A 23,178-nucleotide genomic window follows, 5' to 3' on the forward strand; every position below is an offset into this window, starting at 1 on the left:
AATACCTTACTCAATTATATCGCCACGAAGTAAATACTTACATACTGCCACCGTACTTATAAAGCCTAACATTGCGATAAGCAAAGCGGCTTCAAAATATAAACCTGTTCCCATACTGATGCTATATAAAATAATCAATGCAATAACGTTAATGTACATTGTATCGAGCGCCAAAATACGATCTGGTACTGATGGACCAATAATAAGTCGCCATAAATTTAGTAGTAATGACAATCCAACCATTGAAAAAACAATCAGTAATACTGTATCTAACATTGAAATATCTCCTTTAGGGGAGCTTCGTAGCGTGCTTTAATTTGTTTGATAAGTGCTTGCTCATCATCTAAATCTAACACGTGAATTAATAAATATCGCTGCGCCGGTTCATCGTCTTCATTAAGTGACTTAATGAGAGGATAAACCTCAGCACTTACTGTACCCGGCGTTAAAGACACACAACTAGCTAAAATAGTAATTGGCATTTCATGCATTAAATCGATAGGCACTTTAACAAAACCTGGACGTAAATTTTTTGAAGGGCCCAATATTAATAAGGCCACTTGTAAATTAGCCACAATAATATCGTAAAGCACAATAAGTAACTGCTTAAACGCCAAGCCAGGCTTTAATATGAGTGGTTGTGGATCTCTAAATGACATACTGAATAAAGGAATAAGCAGTGCTAACAATGCACCCAATATAATATGCCCTACAGACACACTGTTATTTAATAATAGCCATACTATAAATAAAAATAGACTACGAAACGGTGTGGGTAACCAACGAAAACGAGCTTCTAAGCGCATTACAGACCTCCCTTGAGTACCGCATTAATACCACCACTAATATCATGAAGTTGTGTTGCTGTTTCAAGTGCATATTGCGTTGCCAAATCACCAAAAACAACCAACAGTATTGAGCTTGTGAGCAGGCCAACAAGTACGATAACTTGCAACGGATGTGCATTAGCAACATCACCAGCCTCACCGCCTTTGTCTTTATGCTCCCAAAACAAACTCGTGCCTGCACGTGATATAGCAACAATTAACGCTAAGCTCATAATTAAGTAAACAGGCCAAAATACCAGTGCTTGCTCACTGTTTAAGGTGGTTTTTAAAATCCAAATTTTACCTACAAAACCTGAAAGTGGCGGCATACCTATGACGGTTAGTCCAGCGATAATAAAACACGCTCCCAACAAGAATGGTTGTTTAACTGCGCGTCCGCCAACTAATCTGTCGCCGGCTTTACCTCGCTGAGTTGCAATTAAATCAGCCAGTAAAAATAGTGCTGCAGTCACTAACGTTGAGTGCACCAAATAATACAATAGTGCAGCTGTGGCGTTTATATTTTGAAGTGCAACCAGTGCCACTAAAGTACCCACAGAAACCAGTACTAAGTTTGCGGTAAGCTTACGTAAATCTTGTGCTGCCAACACCCCGATTGCCCCAATCACTATAGTAGCAATGGCCAACGCCCATAGCCAAGACTGCGCCATATGCTCAAGTTCACCGGCTTGCTCACCAAATACCACTGTATATACGCGTAAAGTGGCGTAAACACCTACTTTGGTCATAATCGCGAATAATGCAGCAACCACAGGTGTCGCACTTGAATAGGCATTTGGGAGCCATAAATGCAGTGGTAATAGTGCACTTTTAAGGGCAAATACTACAAGCAATAGTAACCCGCCCGCTTTAGCTAAATAAACATCATCACCAGTTAACTGCGGTACTTTATTAGCCATATCAGCAATGTTTAGGGTACCCAATACCCCATATAAAATACCTAAGCCGATTAAAAATACACTTGAGCCAACCAAGTTTAAAATAACGTAATGCAGTGCTGCACGTGTTTTTGGTTTACCGCCGCCGTGCATTAATAGCGCATAAGAAGCAATTAGTAACACTTCAAAAAAGACAAAGACGTTAAATAAATCACCCGTTAAAAACGCACCATTTACCCCTAATATTAAAAAATGAACCAAGGGATGGAAAAAGCTGCCTTGCTCGTCATCGCCGGCACACCCATATAAAACCACACCAAGACCTAAAAAGGCGGTTAAAGTAACCAGTAAAGTTGAGAGCATATCTGCTACCAGTACAATACCAAACGGCGCTGACCAGTTACCGATTGCATAAACAATAATCCCGTTATCTTTAACCTGAACCAGCAGTAATACTGTAATTACAAAGGTTAAAATAGCCATTAGGCTTGAAGTTAATCGCCGTGCAAATAAACTTTTGCCACACGGTGGCAGTAGCAGAATGATTGCCGCTAGCATAGGCATTAAAACAGGCAAAGATGCTAAATGCTGAATCATTTTCTCTCCTTGCGTTTACTTCTGGTTAGGGTGCCATCAACATGATCATTCCCTAAATCTGCTCGCCCTCGTATCGATAAAATAACCACAAACGCAGTCATGGCAAATCCTATCACAATAGCTGTTAATACTAAGGCTTGTGGCAGCGGATCGGCGTAATCAGCGCCAGTTCCAAGTACCACCGCTTTATTGATAGTTAAGCGCCCTGATGAGAATAAAAACAAATTAACCGCGTAAGAAATCATTGTCAGCCCCAATACCACTGGGAATGTGCGCGCTCTCAATAATAAGAACACACCACAGGTGACTAGCACGCCAACGCAAGATGCGTATAACAGTTCCATTAAATATTTACCTCTTCTTTCTCTGCGTTCGCTGTCATATTACCTAAGCTCGCAAGGATCATTAGCGTCGCGCCAACGACGGTTAAGTACACGCCCAAGTCAAATACAATGGCGCTAGCTAGCTCTGTTTTACCAACAAACGGAATATCAAAGTAATCAAACCAGGTAGTTAAGAATGGTTTATCGAAGAACCAACTTCCGACACCCGTAAACATGGCGATAGCGATACCTGATGCAATAATTTTTCGATAGTTAACATCAAAACGTTCATTAATCCACGCAGTACCATGGGCCATATATTGTAAAATAAAGGCAATAGAGGTCACTAGGCCGGCAATAAATCCACCGCCCGGTAAGTTATGACCACGTAAGAAAATATAAGCGGATACTAATAGCGCCAATGGTAATAAGCTTTGTGAAATACAAGCCAATAAAATAGGGTGACGGTCTTTAGACCATGGGCGCCCTTCACTGTCGCTTGCTGGCATATAAAGCGGAATTCTTGATAACAGTTTAAATATACCCAGTGCTGCAATCCCTAACACGGTGATTTCACCTAAGGTATCAAAGCCCCTAAAATCAACTAAAATAACGTTAACAACGTTAGTACCCCCACCGCCTGTTTTAGCATTAGCAACAAAGAATTCAGAAATTGAATTAAGAGGACGGGTCAGTAATGCATAACAAATACTAGCAATAATTACCCCCACCGTAGAGGAAATAACCACATCACGTAAAATACGCAACGAGCTTGACTCTCTTGGCGTACTTTGCGGTAAGAAAAACAGTGCCAACATTAATAATATGATGGTCGCAACTTCTACTGTAAGTTGCGTTAAGGCCAAGTCAGGCGCTGAAAAACGTGTAAACGCTACCGACACCATTAATCCCACAATCGACAGCATTAATAACGACACCATCCGAATTCGATGCCAAATAACGGTAGCAATAGCACCAATAATCAGTAGCCCTGCACCTATAGCATTTTGAATATCAACTGGGGTGTTAGGTACACTGCCAGCTAGCTGTTTCATTTCAAATAATGGCCAACCTGAGGCAAGTAATACAACACCTAACATAATAAATACATAGCGTTGTAATGAGCCATTTTCTGTTGATTGGATTTTGTTTTGACACCAATTAACCACAACCGCTAAAAAACGCTCGAAGATTTTTTTAGCGTTAAAAGGAGGTAACGACGCCTGAAACTGGAACAAGTACTTACGATTAACGTAAATAAATAAACCACCAATCACCGCCATACCACTCATAAGTAGAGGTAAATTGAAACCGTGCCAAATAGTTAGCTTGTACTCAGGCATAGCTTGACCAAGCACCGCCAATGAGGCAGCCGATAAAATACCATCTACTGCAAAGTGCGGAAAAATACCCACTAAAATACATAGCACCACTAAAATTTCGATAGGCACACGCATATAACGTGGCGCCTCATGAGGGGTGCGTGGTAAGTCTATCGGTTCACCATTAAAGAACACGTCATGAATAAAGCGAGATGAGTACGCTACCGACAGCGCACCTGCAACGGTTGCCAGCACAGGAATTAACCACGACATAGAGCCAAGTACTTGCTGATGCAGTGTTTCAGCAAAAAACATTTCTTTAGATAAGAAACCATTTAATAGCGGTACACCCGCCATAGCGGCAGCGGCCACCATCGCCAATGTGGCCGTATAAGGTAAGTAGCGCCACATGCCATTGAGTTTGCGCATATCACGCGTGCCGGTTTCATGGTCAATAATACCCGTGGCCATAAATAACGACGCTTTAAACGTAGCATGGTTAATAATATGAAAAATAGCGGCTACGGTTGCAAGTTGTGTGTCTAGGCCGAGTAATAGAGTAATTAGGCCTAAATGACTAATTGTTGAATAGGCTAATAAGCCTTTTAAATCATGTTTGAATAGCGCGATGTAAGCGCCAAATAAAAGTGTAGTTAAACCCGTCAAACCGACTAATAAAAACCAAGTGTCGGTTCCCGCCAGTGCTGGATAAAAACGCGCAAGTAAAAAGATACCCGCTTTTACCATAGTGGCAGAGTGTAAATAGGCACTAACCGGTGTAGGTGCTGCCATGGCATGGGGTAACCAAAAATGAAACGGAAATTGTGCAGACTTGGTAAAGGCGCCTAGTAATACTAGCACCAGCGCTAATTCGTATAAATCATGTGATTGAATAATCGCTTTGCTAGCTAAAATAGTGTCTAGGTTGTAGCTTCCAACAATATCACCTAGCAGCATTAAGCCGCCCAGTAATGCTAAACCACCCGCACCGGTTACCGCCAGTGCCATACGCGCCCCCTTGCGCGCCTCTGATTTATGCCACCAGTAACTAATCAACAAGAACGAGCTAATACTGGTTAGCTCCCAAAATACCCATAACTGAATCACATTGTTTGACATAACAATGCCCAGCATGGCGGTCATAAATAACATTAAGTAACTAAATAGCTTTGGCAGTGAATCGTTTTGACTTAGGTAATAACGGGCATACAAAATAACCAGCAGCCCTATTCCTAAAATCATAAATAAAAACAGTAAACTCAAACCATCTAAGCGTAAGGAAATATCCAGCCCTAAAGCAGGTATCCACTGCGCGCTAAAACGAATGGTTTCTCCCGCGAGAACCGCAGGCGCATGATAAAGTGTAATTGCAAGCGCAGCTAAAGGCGCAATAGCCGTTAGGCTCGTTGCCTGATTTCGAGAAAGTTTGCCGGTGCATGCAGAAATAACACTGCCTAATAAGGATAACAGGGGTATCCAGAGCAAAGTCATAATGAAGGGCCTTTTTGAATCATAAAGTTTATCAATTCGCTACTTGTTATTATTAAATACCAAAGTGACTTGGGTATACGTTTTATATCTGTTTTTTAACAACATTAATACGTACAGTTATACTGATAAACACGGTTTTTGTCTATAGAAAGCGCTTCTAGCGGGGCAATAATCAAACAAAAAAGTCTATAAATTAATGAACTGGGATAAAACCGGCTCAGCTTTTAAGCAGTTTTAATAGGCTCATATAATCATTGGTTAAACAACCTAAAAGCACTCTATTTAATGATTAAAAGCGCGGGAATAAATCTGCATGTTGCTCTATATGAGTTTGCCACAAAGCCCGATATTGCTCTGAAAGTCCAACCTGTTGATATTGCATAATAGACCACTGTGCGCTTGGCTTATAAGCAACACCTCCTTGCTGACAGCTTTTGCTTTTGTGCCATCCTTTTGGCGCATCAGTGTTATGAGCAATAAACAAGTTAGGGGCAACCAACCCCTCAAGCTGACAAAGCCAAGCTTGTTTTTTTGCTGGTAAAGCGTATTCATCTTCAAAACCATTAAAGTGCATTAATTCATGTAAAAAGACTGCATAATTAGCCTGCGAGTTAATATGCATTAAGCCCTGATGCACATTGGCAGTACCTTGCTTGGGCATCATAATCGCAAAATCGAATCCTTTAGGAAGCCGCTGCTTAAGTGATGACTGTTGCCAATCGCACTGTGCAAGCGTTGCTTTAGTGCTGTTACAAGCAATTGCATTACCAACATATATAGGCTTTGAAAAACAAAATGCATTACTACTAGGCTCTGGGTGTTGTGCGTATTTTTTCACAAAGTGGTTGAGCCTATATAAACCATCACGGTGATCGCTCAGCATTAGCACATTAAATGTGCATTGCTTTTGTATCTCAATTTGCTCGCTCGCTACCAAAAACCCTAATTTATTCATAAAGGAGTGGTTTAATGCATCGAAGGGAGCACGCTGTTGTAACTGTAAATGATAAAAGGCATCCCCTTTAGGGAGCTTATTGTGGGCTTTTAATAACGCTAAATCTTGCCAGCGCTGTTGAGCAAGCAATGAAGCTGCGAGATGTTTTTGTTGTTCAATTGTTATCTCATCAAGGCTTGCTTGCCAAAAAAGCTTGGCGGTTTCAGTTTGATTATTGGTTAATAATGATAACCCATATCCGTATTGTGCATGGGCTATTTTATTGCGTGCTAAGGTTGCTAATGAGGTCGGGGGAAGTTGTAAAATATGCGATGCAAAGTAACCAGGAAATTGCCAATAACTATCAATTACATTGGCTTTGGCGTGCAATACTTGCCAAAAGCCAATGCTATTTTGTTTATTACTGGAGCCACTAATTAAGCTAGTAAAAAGTAATAAAATGGCTAATTTAAAAAAATTAGCCCGCGCTTTCACTTGCCATCAACTCAAGCTCTAAACGCGCATATTTATATTCTATAAATTCGTGAACGTTCGTTGCCAGCGCCAACTTAAAGTAATCTGTTGCAATTGAGAGCTCACCTGCGGCTTGGTGCTGTTTAGCTAAGTAAAAATAAGCTTCACATAAACGTTGAGCATATTCTTGTTGTGAACTTACACCATCGGCTATGCCTGAAAAAAATGCTTTTTCACTCATATCACCTACATACAAGGCAATAAGCTGATATGCCCATTCGTTTTCATCAAGGGCTGCCGCATTGGCTTTTAACGAAGCGAGTGCCTGAGTTTTATCTTGTGCCGCTTGCGCTAAATAAAGCCACAGCACACGATAAGGATCGTTAGGAGAGCGCTCCAAGAACGTTTTAAAGTCATCTTTTGCAAGCGTGGCTCTATCGCCATAGTACAAAGCAATACCGCGATTTAAATACGCATATTCATGTTCTTGGTCTAACTCTATGGCTGAATCAAAGTACTCGTATGCTTTTTCGTATTGCTGCATCAAGGTATGTTGAATCCCCAAAAAGTTATACACTTCAGCCAAATCAGGTTTCAGTTTAACTGCTCGGTTAAAATCAATTCGCGATAAAGTGGTCATGCCTAAGCTATCAAACAGCACACCACGGTCATAATAGAGCTTTGCTTGTTGCTCTGTACTTAAGTCTGCTCTATTTAATAGCTCTGAAAAACGAGCAATGGCAATTTCATTTCTAAAGTCTGATGCAAGCGGCGCAGTAAATGGCACATTAATAATAGCAGCGGGTTTAGTAGTAGCCTGACAAGCGCTTAAAGACAAAATAGCAAAAGATGCCAAGGCTAAATGTTTAAGTCTCATTAAAATCCTTAATACCGAGGTAAGTAGCAAATAGATAAGACATAAGCTGTCTTGTAAGGTTCATTCTTGTTATATGTTACTTAACGTCTTGAACATAATAGGTTGCTAACATTAAAGCATAAAAAAAGGGGCTAAACAGCCCCTTTTTATACTATCCAGTAATTATCTGGATGAAAGATTAGCAATTACGCGTCTTTAGACTCGTCAGCTGCAGGTGCTGCTGATTCCATTGCTTCTTTAATACTTAGACGTACACGGCCTTGGCGGTCTACTTCTAGTACTTTAACTTTAACTTCTTGACCTTCACTAAGGTGATCAGCAACGTTGTTAACACGCTCTGTGCTGATTTGTGAGATATGCACTAAGCCATCTTTACCAGGAAGAATGTTTACAAACGCACCGAAGTCAACGATACGTACAACTTTACCTTCGTAGATAGTACCAACTTCAAGCTCAGCAGTTAATTGCTCAATACGACTAATTGCATTTGCTGCACTTTCACCGTCTGTAGCAGCAATTTTGATTGTGCCATCATCACCGATTTCAATCGTAGTGCCTGTTTCTTCAGTAAGCTGACGAATAGTTGCGCCACCTTTACCGATTACTTCAGCAATTTTCTTCTGTGGGATTTGCATCGTGTAAATACGCGGAGCAAACATAGATAACTCTTCAGAAGGTGCAGAAATCGCTTCGTCCATCACACCTAGAATGTGTAAACGAGCTGCTTTAGCTTGCTTAAGCGCGATTTGCATGATTTCTTGCGTGATACCTTCAATCTTGATATCCATTTGTAGTGCGGTGATACCGTTAGTTGTACCCGCTACTTTAAAGTCCATGTCACCTAAGTGATCTTCATCACCTAAGATATCTGAAAGTACTACAAAGTTTTCTTCTTCTTTAACTAGGCCCATCGCGATACCCGCAACAGAAGCTTTAATTGGTACACCCGCGTTCATAAGCGCTAGAGACGTACCACAAACCGATGCCATTGAAGATGAACCATTTGATTCAGTGATTTCAGATACAACACGAATTGAGTAAGGGAACTCAGTTAATGTTGGCATTACAGCTTGGATACCACGCTTAGCTAGGTTACCGTGGCCGATTTCACGACGCTTAGGAGAACCTACAAAACCCGTTTCACCTACACAGAATGGAGGGAAGTTGTAGTTAAGCATAAAGTGGTTTTTGTGCGTGCCAGTTAAATCATCGATTAACTGTGAGTCACGTTCTGTACCAAGTGTTGCTGTTACTAATGCTTGCGTTTCACCACGTGTAAAGATTGCAGAACCGTGAGTACGTGGAAGTACGCCCGTCATTACATCTAGTGCACGGATCATATCTGGTTCACGACCATCGATACGTTTTTCGCCAGCAGCGATACGGCCACGAACGATTTTCTTCTCAAGTGAACCGAATACTTTACCTACTTCTTGCTTATCAAGCGTTTCGCCTTCAGCAAGTTCGCTAGTAAGCGCTTCAACTACGGCATCTTTTGCTGCAGTTAATGCTTCTTTACGCGCTACTTTATCAGTAATACGGTAAGCTTCGCCTACTTTATCAGCAGCAAGTGTTGCTACTTTCTCTTCTAATGCAACGTTTTTCTCAGGTGCAGTCCAATCCCAAGTAGGCTTGCCTGCTTCTGCTTTAAATTCGTTGATTGCCTTGATGATAGACTGTGATTGCTCATGGCCGTATACAACTGCGCCTAGCATTACGTCTTCAGCAAGTACGTCTGCTTCTGATTCAACCATAAGTACGGCGTTATCAGTACCAGCAACAACTAAATCAAGTTGGCTTTCTTCAAGCTCTTTTAGTGTTGGGTTAAGTACGTATTCACCGTTGATGTAACCAACACGTGATGCACCAATTGGACCGCTGAACGGAATACCAGAGATAGCAAGTGCTGCTGATGTACCAATCATCGCAACCATATCAGGTTGGATTTCAGGGTTTACAGAAACAACCGTCGCGATAACTTGTACTTCGTTTACGAAACCATTTGGAAAAAGTGGACGAATTGGACGGTCAATAAGACGTGCAATAAGCGTTTCGCCATCGTTAGGACGACCTTCACGCTTAAGGAAACCACCTGGGATACGACCTGCAGCGTACATACGCTCTTGGTAGTTAACTGTTAGTGGGAAAAAGTCTTGGCCTGGTTGAGCTTCACGCTTACCAACAACCGTTACGAGTACTGACGTGTCGCCAATGCTTGCTAGTACTGCGCCGTCTGCTTGACGAGCGATAGCACCTGTTTCTAGCGTCACTGTGTGTTGACCTAGTTGAAATTCTTTTATAATTGCTTGCACTTAAAATATTCCTTAAATGTATTTTTAGTATTAATTAAGTTTTCATCAAAGTACCAATTACAGTACATAATTGTATTCAGTTGGAAATCAATTAAGTACTACAATTGGCAATGATGTAAATAACCGTAGATAAACCTTTTTATCTACGCGCCATAGTATATAACAAAGTCAGGTAAAATTGCGAGCTTAGCACCGAGATAAAATAGTGCTTGCAACAATGCCAAATACATTCGCTTTGTGAATGATAATAGTATGGCTTTTATTCGATATTTCAAGGGGTTTACTGAGAAGTACTGAGGAAAGCGAGAAAATTCAGACACAAAAAAAGGAGCTAAAAAGCTCCCCTTTTGATAATCAAGTTCTTAGCGACGTAGGCCAAGCTCTTTGATTAACGCAGTGTAACGCGAGATATCTTTACCTTTAAGGTAATCAAGCAGTTTACGGCGAGTGCTTACTTTACGAAGCAGACCACGACGTGAGTGGAAGTCATGCTTGTGATCAGCAAAGTGACCTTGAAGCTTGTTGATATCAAAAGTAAGTAATGCTACTTGTACTTCAGGTGAACCAGTGTCGCCTTCAGCGCGTGCGAATTTAGCAATGATATCGATTTTTTCTTGATTGCTTAGTGACATAATAACTCCAAAAGTTAAATTTAATAGGTGCTTTAGCCGATCACTAATTCAGCCAAAACGATTAAGCGGGCGTATTCTACCAATTATCAGCATAACTACAAGTTAAACTTTACTCTGGTTGCTGATTAGACAAGCCACGTTTTGATTTTAGATGGCCATCAGGATTACGTTCACCAGTACCAATAAAGATTCCGTCAGCCAGAACTTTTATTGCACCTTCAGGTAATTCTTTACCTAGCACCACAGCTTGACCATGGCTAAATGCTATTCCCTGCTCTTTAGTAATTTCCACAACAGGTAAATCAACTAACGCGGTATCCATTGGCAATAATAGTTCGTCAAGGTAAGTAGAAGGCGCAACGTCTTGTTCTTTCGCTTGATTTAATAACGTTTCTAACTGCTCAAGTGTGACCATTTTATCTGCTGGGTAATGCCCTACAGCACTACGATGCAGCATAATCACATGCGCGCCGCAGCCAAGGTTTTCACCTAAGTCATCAACGATAGTACGAATATATGTGCCTTTAGATACATGGGCAGTCATTTGTATTTCGTTAGCTTGCTCATCAAACTCATCAAGCGTTAAGCTAAATACGTTAATTTTTCGACATTTGCGAGGAACTTCTATGCCTTCACGCGCATATTTATATAAAGGCTTGCCTTCATATTTAAGCGCTGAATACATTGATGGGTATTGATCTGACTCACCTAAAAACTTAGCAATTTCTTCGCTTAGTAATTGGGAAGTGACATTCACATCGCGAGTTTCGACCACTTCGCCATCAGAGTCTGACGTGGTAGTACGTTCACCTAGCTTAGCTCGAACAACATAGGTTTTATCTGTATCGAGTAAAAACTGGGTAAACTTAGTCGCTTCACCAAAACAAATTGGCAGCATGCCGGTCGCTAGCGGATCGAGCGCACCTGTGTGCCCCGCTTTTTGCGCAAAATAAATACCTTTCGCTTGCTGTAATGCCTTGTTTGATGAAATGCCTTCTGGTTTGTTTAACAACAAAATACCATCAACTGGACGGCCTTTACTGCGTCTTGCCATTAGTCTTTAGTGCCTTCTTCGCTATCTGTTTCATCATCAACATGCTTAGCGTTATCTTCACGAATGATAGAGTCCACTAAGTTAGAGATGCGCATCCCTTCCATTAATGAGTTATCAACCACAAATTTAAGCTCAGGCATGATTCGCGCACGAATACGTTTACCTAATAACGAACGGATATAGCCCGTTGCTTCGTTCAGTACTTTTGCACTTTGTTTTGCTGCATTTTCATCTTCGGTGTTAAACACGGTGATAAAAACTTTGGCATAAGATAAATCGCGCGATACTTCTACCGCAGACACTGTCACCATGCCCAAGCGTGGATCTTTAATTTCGCGTTGTAAAATCACCGCAATTTCTTTTTGAATTTGCTGAGCAACACGATCAGTGCGAGAAAATTCTCTCATTTCACTTTCCTAAAATTATAACTTATTGAAAAATAATAATAAGCTAACTAAATAATGGATACACAAATGGGGGCTGAGCCCCCATTTAAAATCTTAGCATAGGTTATATTGGGCTATCGAGGTACAACCTTGAATGTCCAACACCACCTAATAACAATTAAAGAGTACGTTGTACTTCAACTGTTTCAAATACTTCGATTTGGTCACCAACGCGAACATCATTGTAGTTCTTAACGCCGATACCACATTCCATGCCGTTACGAACATCAGCTACGTCATCTTTAAAGCGACGTAATGACTCAAGTTCACCTTCGTAAATAACCACGTTATCACGAAGTACACGAATTGGAGCGCTACGCTTAATTGTACCTTCAGTAACCATACAACCGGCAATTGCACCAATTTTTGGAGACTTAAATACGTCACGTACTTCAGCAAGACCAATGATCTCTTGTTTAAACTCAGGCGCAAGCATACCAGACATGGCTTGCTTAACTTCTTCGATTAGCGCGTAGATTACGCTGTAGTAACGAAGATCTAGGTTTTCAGAATCAATCACTTTACGCGCTGATGCATCAGCACGAACGTTGAAGCCAACCACAATCGCGTTAGACGCTGCCGCAAGAGTTGCATCAGTTTCTGTGATACCACCAACACCAGAACCAACAATCTTCACTTTTACTTCATCAGTAGAAAGCTTAGTTAGTGAGTCTGAAATTGCTTCGATTGAACCTTGAACGTCTGCTTTAAGTACCACGTTAACTTCAGATACGTCGCCTTCAGTCATGTTCGTAAACATGTTTTCAAGCTTCGCTTTTTGTTGACGCGCTAGTTTAACATCGCGGAATTTACCTTGACGGTAAAGTGCAACTTCACGCGCTTTACGCTCATCTTTAACTACAGTTGCTTCATCACCGGCAGCTGGAATACCAGACAGACCTAAAATCTCAACTGGAATAGAAGGACCGGCAGACTTAATGTCTTTACCGTTTTCATCGCGCATTGCACGAACACGGCCGTATTCAAGACCACATAATACAATGTCACCTTGATTAAGCGTACCTGACTGAACAAGAATAGACGCAACAGGACCACGGCCTTTATCAAGACGTGATTCAATAACAACACCTGCAGCCATACCTTCGGTCGGCGCATTTAACTCTAAAAGCTCAGATTGCATTAATACAGCTTCTAGCAGGTCATCAATACCTAAACCAGTTTTTGCTGAAATGTGCACGTACTGTGTATCGCCGCCCCACTCTTCTGGGATAACGTCTAGCTGAGCTAGTTCGTTTTTAACGCGATCTGGATCTGCGCCTTCTTTATCCATTTTGTTAACAGCAATGATTAAAGGAACGCCAGCTGCACGAGCATGCTGTACCGCTTCTTTAGTTTGAGGCATTACACCATCATCGGCTGCAACTACTAGGATTACGATATCAGTCGCTTTAGCACCACGAGCACGCATAGATGTAAATGCGGCGTGACCCGGAGTATCTAGGAAAGTGATCATGTTGCCGTTAGTTTCAACGTGGTATGCACCAATGTGCTGTGTAATACCACCGGCTTCGCCTGATGCAACTTTAGCTGAACGAATGTAATCAAGCGTCGATGTTTTACCGTGGTCAACGTGACCCATAACAGTTACTACTGGCGCACGTGGCTCTGACTTACCATCTTCATGGCGGTCATTAAGTACTGTTTGCTCTAATTCGTTTTCTTTAACGATGATAACTTTATGGCCCATTTCTTCTGCTACAAGTTGCGCAGTTTCTTGGTCAATAACTTGGTTAATAGTAACCATGTCACCCATTTTCATCATAGTTTTTACAACTTCAGCACCTTTAACCGCCATGCGTGATGCAAGCTCAGCAACTGTAATTGTTTCACTAATACGCACTTCGTTTTTAACATCAGCCGTTGGTTTTTGGAAACCGTGCTGTAATGACGCTGGCGCTTTTAGCTTACCTTTTTTACCTTTAGACGCTGCAAATTTATCTTTTGCTGGCGCTTTTTTCTTTTTCTTCGCACGGCGAGAGCCTTGCTCTTCGCGAGCATCAGCTACATCTTCTGCTTCACGTGCGTATGTTGAAGTCGTAAGGTGGTGATCCGCGGTTTCTTCGCGTTTCTTACGTTCTTCTTCTTCTTTCTTCCAGCGTGCTGAGTTCTCTTCAGCTAGCTTTCTTGCCTCTTCTGCTTGACGTTTCGCTTCTTCTTCAGCTTTCTTCAATGCGGCCTCTTCTGCTTCTTTTTGCAGACGCTCAGCTTCGATGCGATCTTTCTCAGACTTAGCACTTTGCTCAGGGGTCATCTGCTGTTGTTTCGCTTTACGCTCAGCATCTGCTTTGCGTTTAGCTTCTTCTTTGGCTTTACGATCAGCGTCTTCTTTTGCTTTACGTTCTGCCTCTTGTTTTGCCTTTAATTCAGCAGCGGCTTGTTCAGCTTTTTGCTGCTCTTCAAGACGTGCTTTTTCTTCAGCGGCTAGACGTTGCTGTTCTTGTTCTTGCTCAACAGCACTTTTTTTCACATAAGTGCGTGTTTTACGAACTTCAACTTGCACAGCTTTTGCTTTACCCGTAGAGCCCGTCACACTTAATGTGCTTTTACTCTTACGTTGCAATGTCATGCGAGCAGGGCCTTCAGAGCCCGTGCCACCATGTTGCTTGCTTAGGTGATCAAGTAACGTCGCTTTTTCAGCTTCAGTTACATTATCGCCTGCTTGTTTAGTAATACCGGCTTGTGAAAACTGCTGTAGTAATTTATCAACAGTTGTACCTATATCACCGGCTAGTTTTTCAACATTTACTTCTGCCATAGTCTCTAATACCTCCGTTAATAAATTACTCGTCTGCAAACCAACAAATATTACGTGCAGCCATAATTAGCTCGCCCGCTTTCTCTGAAGATAGCTCTGTAATATCTACAAGCTCATCAATGCCTTGCTCAGCTAAGTCTTCAAGTGTTACTACACCCTTACTTGCCATAACAAATGCTAAATGACGCTCTAAGCCTTCAAGCGCAAGTAAGTCTTCAGCAGGCTCAGCGCCTTCTAAGCTTTCTTCCGTTTTAAGGGCTTTCGTTGTTAATGCATCTTTTGCACGTGAACGTAATACGTCCACTGTTTCTTCATCTAAGCCGTCGATTTCTAAAAACTCTGAAGCCGGAACATAAGCAACTTCTTCAAGTGTTGAGAAACCTTCGTTGATAAGTAATGATGCAAATTCGTCATCAATATCTAAGTTTTCAGTAAATAAGTTAATTAACTTATCTGACTCAGCTTCGTTCTTAGCGCGCATTTCATCAACGGTCATTACGTTTAATTCCCAGCCAGTTAATTGGCTTGCTAAACGTACGTTTTGACCATTACGACCAATAGCTTGTGCTAAGTTATCAGCTTCAACAGCAATATCCATTGAGTGTGTATCTTCATCCATTACGATTGAAGCCACTTCTGCTGGTGCCATTGCGTTAATAACAAACTGTGCAGGGTTGTCATCGTAAAGTACGATATCAACACGCTCACCGCCAAGTTCTGACGATACCGCTTGAACACGTGCGCCACGCATACCAACACACGCACCAACAGGGTCAATACGCTTGTCGTTAGATTTAACCGCGATTTTAGCGCGTGAACCTGGATCACGTGCTGCAGCGCGTAATTCAATCATTTCTTCGCCAATTTCTGGCACCTCAATGCGGAATAATTCCATCAGCATTTCTGGTTTAGAACGGGTTACAAATAATTGTGCACCGCGTGCTTCAGGCTTCACTTCATATAAAAGACCGCGGATACGATCACCCGGGCGGAAGTTTTCACGTGGCAGCATGTCGTCACGATAAATAACTGCTTCTGCGTTGTTACCTAAATCAAGTACGATTGCATCACGGGTTGCTTTTTTAACAACACCCGTTACCAGCTCGCCTTCTTGATCTTTATATGCTTCAACGACTAAGGCGCGCTCTGCTTCACGTACTTTTTGTACGATCACTTGCTTAGCCATCTGTGTTGTTATGCGGTCAAATTTAATTGATTCAATCTGCTCTTCTACGTAGTCGCCCATTTTCAAGTCAGGTTCTTCAACTTGAGCAGCTTCTAACGTGATTTCGCTGTATGGATTCTCTAAAGAACCATCTTCTAAAACTTCAGCTATTTGCCAGCGACGGAAGGTATCGTAATCGCCGGTTTTACGGTCAATTGCAACACGTACATCAATTTCACCATCATGCTTTTTCTTTGTCGCTGTCGCTAATGCGAACTCTAGAGCTTCAAAAATCTTTTCTTTTGGAACCGCTTTCTCATTGGAAACGGCTTCAGCAACCAATAATATTTCTTTTGCCATGGGTAATGCCTCGCTTGCCCTATTCCTTCGCACTCGAATTAAAACTTTGCGATTATGTTCGCACGTTCAATGTTACTAAGCATGATTAAATGCTCCGCACCATCGCTAGATAGTGTGATCATATCGCTGCTAACTGCTATTAAGTCGCCTTTAAAATTACGGCGACCATCTTGTGGAAGCTTAGTACGCACGCGTACTTCCTCTCCTTGCGCCTGCTCGTAGTGATCTTGTTTGAATAATGGACGATCAACACCAGGAGACGACACTTCCAAATCGTATTCGTTTGTAATTGGGTCTTCGACGTCTAAAATCGCACTAATTTGACGACTTGCATCGGCGCAGTTGTCAACTGAAATCCCATCCTCATGAGCAATGTATACTCTTAAGGTAGAATGGCGACCCGCTTGTACAAACTCAAGACCATGTAATTCAAAGCCTAACATTTCTACCGCAGGCGTTAACATGGTTACTAAATCTTGTTCAAGTTTTGTCACGAAAATCCTCCATACAAACAAAAAAAGGGCTTATAGCCCTAAAATACTGAGTTTAAATTTTGATTTAATCGATAAACATTAAATCAAACGGTGCAGATACAACAACGCCCCGAACCAAGCGGGGCGTCACACCAAAAAACGCAAAACTGTGTGGCCTAGGGCCAAGCTTGGTTGCGAGTCAGTACCCTGACCAAATTAAACTTCATTAGCTTAAACGCAAAACGCGCATTACTTAGAATGCGCGATATAAAGTAGTAAGTATAAACTTACTATTAAGATTGGTTGCGGGAGCCGGATTTGAACCAACGACCTTCGGGTTATGAGCCCGACGAGCTACCAGACTGCTCCATCCCGCGCCAATAGATAAAAAGTTAATAACTTAATATCGCTGTTAGTAAATTTTATAACCTACTAAACAATGGCCGCTATTATAAAGATGTACACCTAAATTAGCAACCACAATAAGTAATAAGTTGATAAAAAAAGCAATGCTGTTTATTGCTTTGCTCTATGATTAAAACGACATGTAGAAATCGATCGCTTTTTAAAATACAGCGTATAAAAATAATTTTGGCTCATTATGAAAAAATTCAAAACCTTAAAACTAATTTTAGGTGACCAGCTAAACCCCGCTCATTCTTGGTTTAAAGATAAATCCGATGACACGGTGTTTGTTATTGCCGAGCTCATGCAAGAAGCGCAGTACGTAAAGCATCACGTGCAAAAAATATCAGCATTTTTTAAAGCCATGGAAAACTTCGCTAACGCCTTAAAAGATGCCGGCTTTAACGTGTTGCATTTAACGTTAGATGACACCAAAGACGATGATAACTTACCCGCTCTTTTAACTCGATTAGCTAAGCAGCATGAATGCACCTCAATTGAATATCAATACCCAGATGAGTACCGTTTAAAAACACAACTGCACGACTTTGCCACTAACAGCGAATTAGCTGTGACTGCCTGTGACAGCGAGCATTTTTTATTAGCATTTAACGATATAGACAAACGCTTTAAAAAAGATAAACACGTCACTATGGAGCATTTTTATCGGGCAATGCGAAAGCAGTTTGATATTTTAATGGACGATGACAAACCTCAAGGTGGTCAATGGAACTTTGATGCGAATAACCGTAATAAGTTTTCAAAAAGCGATTTAGCCGATATCCCCAAACCCAAGTTATTTAAAAATGATGTTAGCACCATCATTGAGCGTTTAGATAAACATAAAATAAAATACTTTGGGCAAATAGAAACCCAATTAAGCTGGCCAACAACCCGCAAACAAGCAATAAGCGCACTTGATCACTTTTGTGCACATTTACTCCCCCGCTTTGGTCAATTTCAAGATGCGATGACAGATCAATGCCCTGATAAAGATACCTTTTATCACAGCCGGTTATCATTTGCGTTAAATGCCAAAATTTTACACCCTCGCTATGTTATCGACCGTGTGGTCAAAGAATACCAACAACGCCAAGATGAAATATCTATTTCTCAGGTTGAAGGCTTTATTCGCCAAGTACTAGGTTGGCGCGAATATGTGCGTGGCGTGTATTGGAAAAACATGCCCGATTACGCTAACAAAAACCAGCTTAATGCAACCCGTGCACTGCCACGTTATTTTTGGAATGGTAAAACAAAAATGAACTGCTTAAGCCACTCATTAACACAAAGCTTAGACAGCGCGTATGCCCATCATATTCAACGTTTAATGGTAATAGGTAATTTTTGTTTACTAACCGCTATTAACCCTGATGAAGTGGATGAATGGTATTTGGGTGTTTATATCGATGCTATTGAATGGGTAGAAATGCCTAACGCCCGTGGCATGAGTCAATTTGCTGACGATGGCATCATTGCTACCAAGCCTTATGCGGCTAGCGGCAACTATATAAATAAAATGAGCGACTACTGTAAAAGCTGCCAATATAAGGTGAAAGAAAAAGTAGGAAAAGACGCTTGCCCGTTAAATAGCCTCTATTGGCAATTTATGCAAACACACCGAGAGCGGCTTGAAAAAAATCCACGGATAGGCATGGTTTATCGCAATTGGGATAAACAAGATGAATCATTGCGCCAAGAAACCTTAGAGCAAGCTAGCCACTATTTAAATAATATTGAAAAGCTTTAAATATAAATGCCGTCAATTGACGGCAGCATTCTTGATAGTTAATATTAAAGTACCAAAATAGGTAATGTTGTTAATTAAATGTTTAATTTATTTGTCATGTCAGTGTAATGAGCTTATTTTTTAATAGCACCTCATACTCCAGACTATGATGAGAATAAAATGAAAAAACAATTAATGGCAGCGACACTTTTATTGCTCGGTACAGGCCAAGCTCAAGCTTTTAGTCAAGAAACTCACAAACGTATTGTTCTTGATGCCGTAAATTATATGCAGCAACACCCAGCCAGCACCGAATATGCTGCCCTACGTCAGTACGCTGCACAAAACAATCTGACAATCTCTGAATTAGCCGAGCTGCTGGGACAAGCTGCTTATGATGTAGATGACTTTGAAGACACCTTTTTCTGTGGTGCTATTACAGGTTCATGTGTTCAAGCGCCAGTATGGGGAGCAGCGCAAAGTATAGTTAAATATACAAGCTATTGGCATTTTCAAAATCATACCCAAGGTGCAGACCAACATGGAAACGATTTTGGTGGTTATAATTATGAAAAGCTCACCGTTTGGGGAACTATTGATAATCTTGCATCTGCTTGGCTTAAAGGTGACTATCTTGATGATGGTAAAGGGGGAGAAACAGGTTGGTTCAATGCCGACTCTTCAAAATATAACAGTTATGGTGTAACAGAATCTCACTACAGAATCGATAGCAACTCAACCTATTCTATGTACGATGACTTTGAAGAAATGCCATTTCAACCTATCGATAATTTAGGGCAATATTGGTATCAAAGTTACTTACAAAGCGGCAATCCGCAAGTATTAGGGTTTGTGTTCCATACTACTGATTTATTACAACCTCACCACACATGGACCACATCAGATCTAAATCATTCTAGTTGGGAAAGTTGGGTAAACGATTACTATGACCAAGAGCAGCTCAACGATTTATCACTCGTTACTCAAGCAATGCAAACGTTCTCGCCTTTAGATAAAAATAGCCAAGATGTTCGCCCATTATTAACTCAAGGCGGTTCATTTTCTTATGCACAAGGTGGGATTGTACTCAACTCAGAAGATCATTTTGATCGCCTTAATATAGCTAAGCAGGTCGTGCCCCATGCAATAGCAATGGTGGTGCACTTATTAAACCACGCCATGGTTGCTCGCTAATGAAAAAAATGGCTATTTTAGTGATTACATTACTAGGTGTGTCTTACCACTCCCTAGTAATGGCATCATTTACACAATACAGCAGTGATGAAATTAACTTTATGCATCGTGCTTATTTAAAGCACAACCCTGATATTACAATCAATGAAGTTAGAACTCGTCTGTATGAGAATCAGTTTTTATTACAACAAGCTGCGCTAAAAACCCCTGCGATAATAAAACGACAATCTGCCGTTGGTTTTAGTACTCAATACCATGTTGAACGTTACTTAAAAAATCTGTTCGATTCACAATTAGCTATAATCGCACAGTCAAGCCCGATAAAGCTTGAAATTTATGATAACCAATGGCTTAAACACACATTAGGCCCCTACCCTAAAAATGGCCAGTATGTGCAAAGCGCCATCAAAAAAATGCAGCAGTTTGATTTAACCCCTCTTTTGTATAACGCTATTAATTTATATGAATTTGTCGATTCACTATCAATGCAGGTACGCTTTAAACTCCACAAAGGAGATAGTGAACTATTCAAAAGTGAATTAATAAAAAAACGGCAATTCAATATAGCGTTTTCAAAAGCCAAACCGATTTTGGCAAAACAGAATATTGATATTGAACATCTGTATGAAATAGCTCAAGGAGATATTCTGCGCCCCTCCATTCAAAGCTGGCTAGGTATAAATACAATGATGCATATGCAAAGCCCCGTTCTTGAAAAACTAGAGAAACAAGTAAACAAAAGCGAAATTAAAGCATTTTATCAAGCCAATAAATCGCAGTTTAAATTTTTAAGCCACGTAAAAGCCCATGGAGCTCAATTTGCTCATCGAGCCAATGCTGTAAGTTTTCGCACCTTGGCCGGTAACAAAACGCTAAAACAAGCATTAGTAATATCAGGAAAACAAGATATATATGCTCAATACAACAGTGAATTAAACCGTAAAAACAAAAGTAGCTGGGTTGTACAACTTGCGTTCACAACTAAAGAAAACACTATTTCTCCTGTTATACGTACACCCAGTGGTGAATGGGTGGTGATACACAGTTATGAGCATCAGTTTGAGTACTTTTCGCCAGAAGATGAAACCGTTCGATACCAAGCAACAAAGGCCATCGCAAAACAAAAAGCGGTACAACAGTATGAGGATACTTGGCTCAAGTGGCAAAATAAGACAGGAGTAATTTTATGAGCAAAAAAGTTTTCGTTTCTGTTGTTGTAGCTTGTGTTGGTATGTACGCACTTTTTACTCAATATACTAGTAAACCAACGATAAAGAATATTGATTCCCTTAACCAAGCTAAAAGTGTTAAGCAAATAACGTCACTTGAGCTGACTACTGCTGACATGACCCAAGAGCTGAAAAGCACGCAATTAAACACGGTTACAACTAACAATACGAGCCCTCAGCCTTTGCCACCAATAACCTCTCCTGCCTATTTACCCAACATAGTAAAAAATACTCAGCCAGTTGCTCAGTACAGCGGTGATTTAAATAATCACCAGGCATATCAAGATTTCCACCTTGAACAGCAAAGACAGCTAGAGCAACGTTTTGTTATTGCTGCACAAGCCAAAATATTAAAACTTGAAGAATTACTGGCTAAAGGCCGACAAAAAAAGCTTTCACAAGAACAACTGCAAGTTGCGATAGATAAAATTAACGCTTTAAAACAAATGCAAATAAACTTAAAAGACTAACAACGCAAAAAGCCGCCAAATGGCGGCTTTTCACAGGGAAAATACATGTGCTAGCTTAACTATTTGCTTTCTAGCATATTGCCTGAGCCAATCTCGATTTTACGTGGCTTAAGCGCTTCTGGGATCTCACGTTCAAGGTCGATGCTTAGTAAGCCATTGGCTAAGTCTGCACCAAGTACTTTAACGTGGTCGCCTAACTGGAACTTACGCTCAAAGTTACGCTCGGCAATCCCTTGATGAATAAATTTGCGCTCATCATTTTGCTCTTTACCTGCTTTAGTGCCTGATACAACCAAAGTGTTGTTTTCAGATTGCAAGCTTAACTCGTCTTCACTAAATCCAGCGACTGCCATAGTGATACGGTACTTGTCTTTATCAAGTGCTTCGATGTTATAAGGAGGAAAACTTGGCTGCTTATCAGTTCGTGCAGCGGCATCCATTAATGATGCTAAATGATCGAAACCAATGAATGAACGGTATAGGGGTGATAAATCTACTGTACGCATAATAATATCCTCATATTTAAGCGATATATTGCTGCTACTTTTCGTTTGAACAAGTAACGGCAAAAGTTAATTAATAATATAATTTTCAAATAGTTCTGATTTACTGAAGACCCATCAGGCGTCCTCAAATAACTATTTATGGGCGGGCAATTTTATTTCAAGATTTTTTTATAAAATATTTTTATTTTTTTACAGGCCCTAAAAAAAGCGAACGCAATAATCGTTTTTTTGCACTGTAATAAAAAATGAAATTAGTTACACTAGGGTCAGCTAATTTGAGGAGAGCGTTATGTTAACAGTAATTTTTGGCCGTGAAGGCTGCCCTTTTTGTGTTCGCGCTAAAGATGTTGCAGAGCAACTTGCTAATGATCGCGATGATTTTAAATACCGCTACATCGACATCATCAAAGAAGGTATCAGTAAAGAAGATTTAGAGAAGTCTGCAGGCAAACCATGCCCAACTGTACCGCAGATTTTTGTAAACCAAACTCATATTGGTGGATTCACTGAATTTGAAGCTTATGCTAAAGAAAACCTAGGCCTTTACCAGTAATTTTGTAGACAGAGTGTTAACCAGCTCAATTAACGCACAATTGAAGCTGGTTAAATTTCGACCAACATCAAGCACATATAAATTAGTTGTAATTTATACAAGCATTTGCCTCGCATTTCCTATACAATGC

General features: G+C 40.8%; 20 protein-coding genes and 1 tRNA gene. 5 read left to right on the forward strand and 16 right to left on the reverse strand.

Annotated features, from left to right (window positions below):
• Positions 1 to 6: 6 nt before the first annotated feature.
• From BM380_RS08575 to BM380_RS08645, 15 genes are all read right to left on the reverse strand, one after another.
• Complete coding sequence (locus BM380_RS08575) at positions 7 to 276, reverse strand: K+/H+ antiporter subunit F (protein WP_008114565.1); 270 nt, start codon at positions 274 to 276, stop codon at positions 7 to 9.
• Positions 270 to 806, reverse strand: coding sequence for a Na+/H+ antiporter subunit E (locus BM380_RS08580; RefSeq protein ID WP_016899457.1), 537 nt, complete (start codon positions 804 to 806; stop codon positions 270 to 272). The genes BM380_RS08575 and BM380_RS08580 overlap by 7 nt, the downstream gene beginning before the upstream one ends.
• Positions 806 to 2,323 (reverse strand): monovalent cation/H+ antiporter subunit D, encoded by a 1,518-nt coding sequence (locus BM380_RS08585; protein WP_090493981.1) that lies wholly within the window; start codon positions 2,321 to 2,323, stop codon positions 806 to 808. Before BM380_RS08585 ends, BM380_RS08580 begins: the two co-directional genes overlap by 1 nt.
• A complete protein-coding gene (locus BM380_RS08590; protein ID WP_013464542.1) occupies positions 2,320 to 2,667 on the reverse strand; it encodes a Na+/H+ antiporter subunit C in 348 nt (115 codons plus the stop codon). The genes BM380_RS08585 and BM380_RS08590 overlap by 4 nt, the downstream gene beginning before the upstream one ends.
• Positions 2,667 to 5,459, reverse strand: a complete 2,793-nt coding sequence (locus BM380_RS08595) for a monovalent cation/H+ antiporter subunit A (RefSeq protein ID WP_028835352.1) — start codon at positions 5,457 to 5,459, stop codon at positions 2,667 to 2,669. The genes BM380_RS08590 and BM380_RS08595 overlap by 1 nt, the downstream gene beginning before the upstream one ends.
• A gap of 289 nt (positions 5,460 to 5,748) precedes the next feature.
• On the reverse strand, positions 5,749 to 6,888 hold the full coding sequence (locus tag BM380_RS08600; RefSeq protein ID WP_090493983.1) for a hypothetical protein: 1,140 nt from the start codon (positions 6,886 to 6,888) through the stop codon (positions 5,749 to 5,751).
• Positions 6,872 to 7,744, reverse strand: coding sequence for a lipoprotein NlpI (gene nlpI, locus BM380_RS08605; protein ID WP_013464539.1), 873 nt, complete (start codon positions 7,742 to 7,744; stop codon positions 6,872 to 6,874). Before nlpI ends, BM380_RS08600 begins: the two co-directional genes overlap by 17 nt.
• A 185-nt stretch (positions 7,745 to 7,929) precedes the next feature.
• Positions 7,930 to 10,056, reverse strand: a complete 2,127-nt coding sequence (pnp, locus tag BM380_RS08610) for a polyribonucleotide nucleotidyltransferase (RefSeq protein ID WP_013464538.1) — start codon at positions 10,054 to 10,056, stop codon at positions 7,930 to 7,932.
• A 362-nt stretch (positions 10,057 to 10,418) separates the two neighbouring features.
• Positions 10,419 to 10,688, reverse strand: coding sequence for a 30S ribosomal protein S15 (gene rpsO, locus BM380_RS08615; protein WP_006793376.1), 270 nt, complete (start codon positions 10,686 to 10,688; stop codon positions 10,419 to 10,421).
• 109 nt (positions 10,689 to 10,797) lie between these two features.
• Positions 10,798 to 11,742, reverse strand: coding sequence for a tRNA pseudouridine(55) synthase TruB (gene truB, locus BM380_RS08620; RefSeq protein WP_090493985.1), 945 nt, complete (start codon positions 11,740 to 11,742; stop codon positions 10,798 to 10,800).
• Entirely contained in the window at positions 11,742 to 12,149 is a 408-nt protein-coding gene (rbfA, locus tag BM380_RS08625) for a 30S ribosome-binding factor RbfA (RefSeq protein ID WP_008467148.1), read from the reverse strand. Before rbfA ends, truB begins: the two co-directional genes overlap by 1 nt.
• A gap of 157 nt (positions 12,150 to 12,306) precedes the next feature.
• Positions 12,307 to 14,964 carry a translation initiation factor IF-2 gene (gene infB, locus BM380_RS08630; RefSeq protein WP_013464536.1) on the reverse strand — a complete coding sequence of 886 codons (2,658 nt, stop codon included), beginning with the start codon at positions 14,962 to 14,964 and terminating at the stop codon, positions 12,307 to 12,309.
• 25 nt (positions 14,965 to 14,989) lie between these two features.
• The gene (gene nusA, locus BM380_RS08635) at positions 14,990 to 16,489 is read right to left on the reverse strand and encodes a transcription termination factor NusA (RefSeq protein ID WP_013464535.1); all 1,500 of its coding nucleotides are present in this window, start codon (positions 16,487 to 16,489) and stop codon (positions 14,990 to 14,992) included.
• Positions 16,490 to 16,527: 38 nt separating this feature from the next.
• The gene (gene rimP, locus BM380_RS08640; RefSeq protein WP_008114543.1) at positions 16,528 to 16,983 is read right to left on the reverse strand and encodes a ribosome maturation factor RimP; all 456 of its coding nucleotides are present in this window, start codon (positions 16,981 to 16,983) and stop codon (positions 16,528 to 16,530) included.
• A 279-nt stretch (positions 16,984 to 17,262) separates the two neighbouring features.
• Positions 17,263 to 17,339: transfer RNA gene (locus BM380_RS08645), tRNA-Met, on the reverse strand.
• 224 nt (positions 17,340 to 17,563) lie between these two features.
• On the opposite strand from BM380_RS08645, the gene BM380_RS08650 reads away from it, so the two are divergent.
• The 4 genes from BM380_RS08650 (at position 17,564) to BM380_RS08665 (ending at position 21,989) form a co-directional block, all read left to right on the forward strand.
• On the forward strand, positions 17,564 to 19,117 hold the full coding sequence (locus BM380_RS08650) for a cryptochrome/photolyase family protein (protein WP_090493987.1): 1,554 nt from the start codon (positions 17,564 to 17,566) through the stop codon (positions 19,115 to 19,117).
• A 159-nt stretch (positions 19,118 to 19,276) separates the two neighbouring features.
• Positions 19,277 to 20,290: a phospholipase C/P1 nuclease family protein gene (locus tag BM380_RS08655; protein WP_090493989.1), complete on the forward strand. Its 1,014-nt coding sequence runs from the start codon at positions 19,277 to 19,279 to the stop codon at positions 20,288 to 20,290.
• On the forward strand, positions 20,290 to 21,480 hold the full coding sequence (locus BM380_RS08660; protein ID WP_090493991.1) for a peptidyl-prolyl cis-trans isomerase: 1,191 nt from the start codon (positions 20,290 to 20,292) through the stop codon (positions 21,478 to 21,480). The genes BM380_RS08655 and BM380_RS08660 overlap by 1 nt, the downstream gene beginning before the upstream one ends.
• On the forward strand, positions 21,477 to 21,989 hold the full coding sequence (locus BM380_RS08665) for a hypothetical protein (protein WP_016899449.1): 513 nt from the start codon (positions 21,477 to 21,479) through the stop codon (positions 21,987 to 21,989). Before BM380_RS08660 ends, BM380_RS08665 begins: the two co-directional genes overlap by 4 nt.
• Before the next feature lie 59 nt (positions 21,990 to 22,048).
• Here the strand turns inward: BM380_RS08665 and BM380_RS08670 are convergent, their stop codons facing one another.
• Positions 22,049 to 22,495 carry an Hsp20 family protein gene (locus BM380_RS08670; RefSeq protein WP_016899448.1) on the reverse strand — a complete coding sequence of 149 codons (447 nt, stop codon included), beginning with the start codon at positions 22,493 to 22,495 and terminating at the stop codon, positions 22,049 to 22,051.
• 289 nt (positions 22,496 to 22,784) lie between these two features.
• On the opposite strand from BM380_RS08670, the gene BM380_RS08675 reads away from it, so the two are divergent.
• Entirely contained in the window at positions 22,785 to 23,048 is a 264-nt protein-coding gene (locus tag BM380_RS08675) for a GrxA family glutaredoxin (protein WP_090493993.1), read from the forward strand.
• Positions 23,049 to 23,178: the final 130 nt, after the last annotated feature.

This window comes from Pseudoalteromonas sp. DSM 26666 (genome assembly GCF_900116475.1).
GTDB lineage: Bacteria > Pseudomonadota > Gammaproteobacteria > Enterobacterales > Alteromonadaceae > Pseudoalteromonas > Pseudoalteromonas tetraodonis.

Coding starts and splice junctions, on each gene's coding strand:
- BM380_RS08675 (WP_090493993.1), top strand. CDS start 22,785: ATGTTAACAGTAATTTTTGGCCGTGAAGGCTGCCCTTTTTGTGTTCGC.
- infB (WP_013464536.1), bottom strand. CDS start 14,964: ATGGCAGAAGTAAATGTTGAAAAACTAGCCGGTGATATAGGTACAACT.
- BM380_RS08670 (WP_016899448.1), bottom strand. CDS start 22,495: ATGCGTACAGTAGATTTATCACCCCTATACCGTTCATTCATTGGTTTC.
- BM380_RS08655 (WP_090493989.1), top strand. CDS start 19,277: ATGAAAAAACAATTAATGGCAGCGACACTTTTATTGCTCGGTACAGGC.
- rbfA (WP_008467148.1), bottom strand. CDS start 12,149: ATGAGAGAATTTTCTCGCACTGATCGTGTTGCTCAGCAAATTCAAAAA.
- nlpI (WP_013464539.1), bottom strand. CDS start 7,744: ATGAGACTTAAACATTTAGCCTTGGCATCTTTTGCTATTTTGTCTTTA.
- BM380_RS08575 (WP_008114565.1), bottom strand. CDS start 276: ATGTTAGATACAGTATTACTGATTGTTTTTTCAATGGTTGGATTGTCA.
- rpsO (WP_006793376.1), bottom strand. CDS start 10,688: ATGTCACTAAGCAATCAAGAAAAAATCGATATCATTGCTAAATTCGCA.
- BM380_RS08660 (WP_090493991.1), top strand. CDS start 20,290: ATGAAAAAAATGGCTATTTTAGTGATTACATTACTAGGTGTGTCTTAC.
- BM380_RS08585 (WP_090493981.1), bottom strand. CDS start 2,323: ATGATTCAGCATTTAGCATCTTTGCCTGTTTTAATGCCTATGCTAGCG.
- BM380_RS08590 (WP_013464542.1), bottom strand. CDS start 2,667: ATGGAACTGTTATACGCATCTTGCGTTGGCGTGCTAGTCACCTGTGGT.
- truB (WP_090493985.1), bottom strand. CDS start 11,742: ATGGCAAGACGCAGTAAAGGCCGTCCAGTTGATGGTATTTTGTTGTTA.
- nusA (WP_013464535.1), bottom strand. CDS start 16,489: ATGGCAAAAGAAATATTATTGGTTGCTGAAGCCGTTTCCAATGAGAAA.
- BM380_RS08665 (WP_016899449.1), top strand. CDS start 21,477: ATGAGCAAAAAAGTTTTCGTTTCTGTTGTTGTAGCTTGTGTTGGTATG.
- BM380_RS08650 (WP_090493987.1), top strand. CDS start 17,564: ATGAAAAAATTCAAAACCTTAAAACTAATTTTAGGTGACCAGCTAAAC.
- BM380_RS08580 (WP_016899457.1), bottom strand. CDS start 806: ATGCGCTTAGAAGCTCGTTTTCGTTGGTTACCCACACCGTTTCGTAGT.
- BM380_RS08595 (WP_028835352.1), bottom strand. CDS start 5,459: ATGACTTTGCTCTGGATACCCCTGTTATCCTTATTAGGCAGTGTTATT.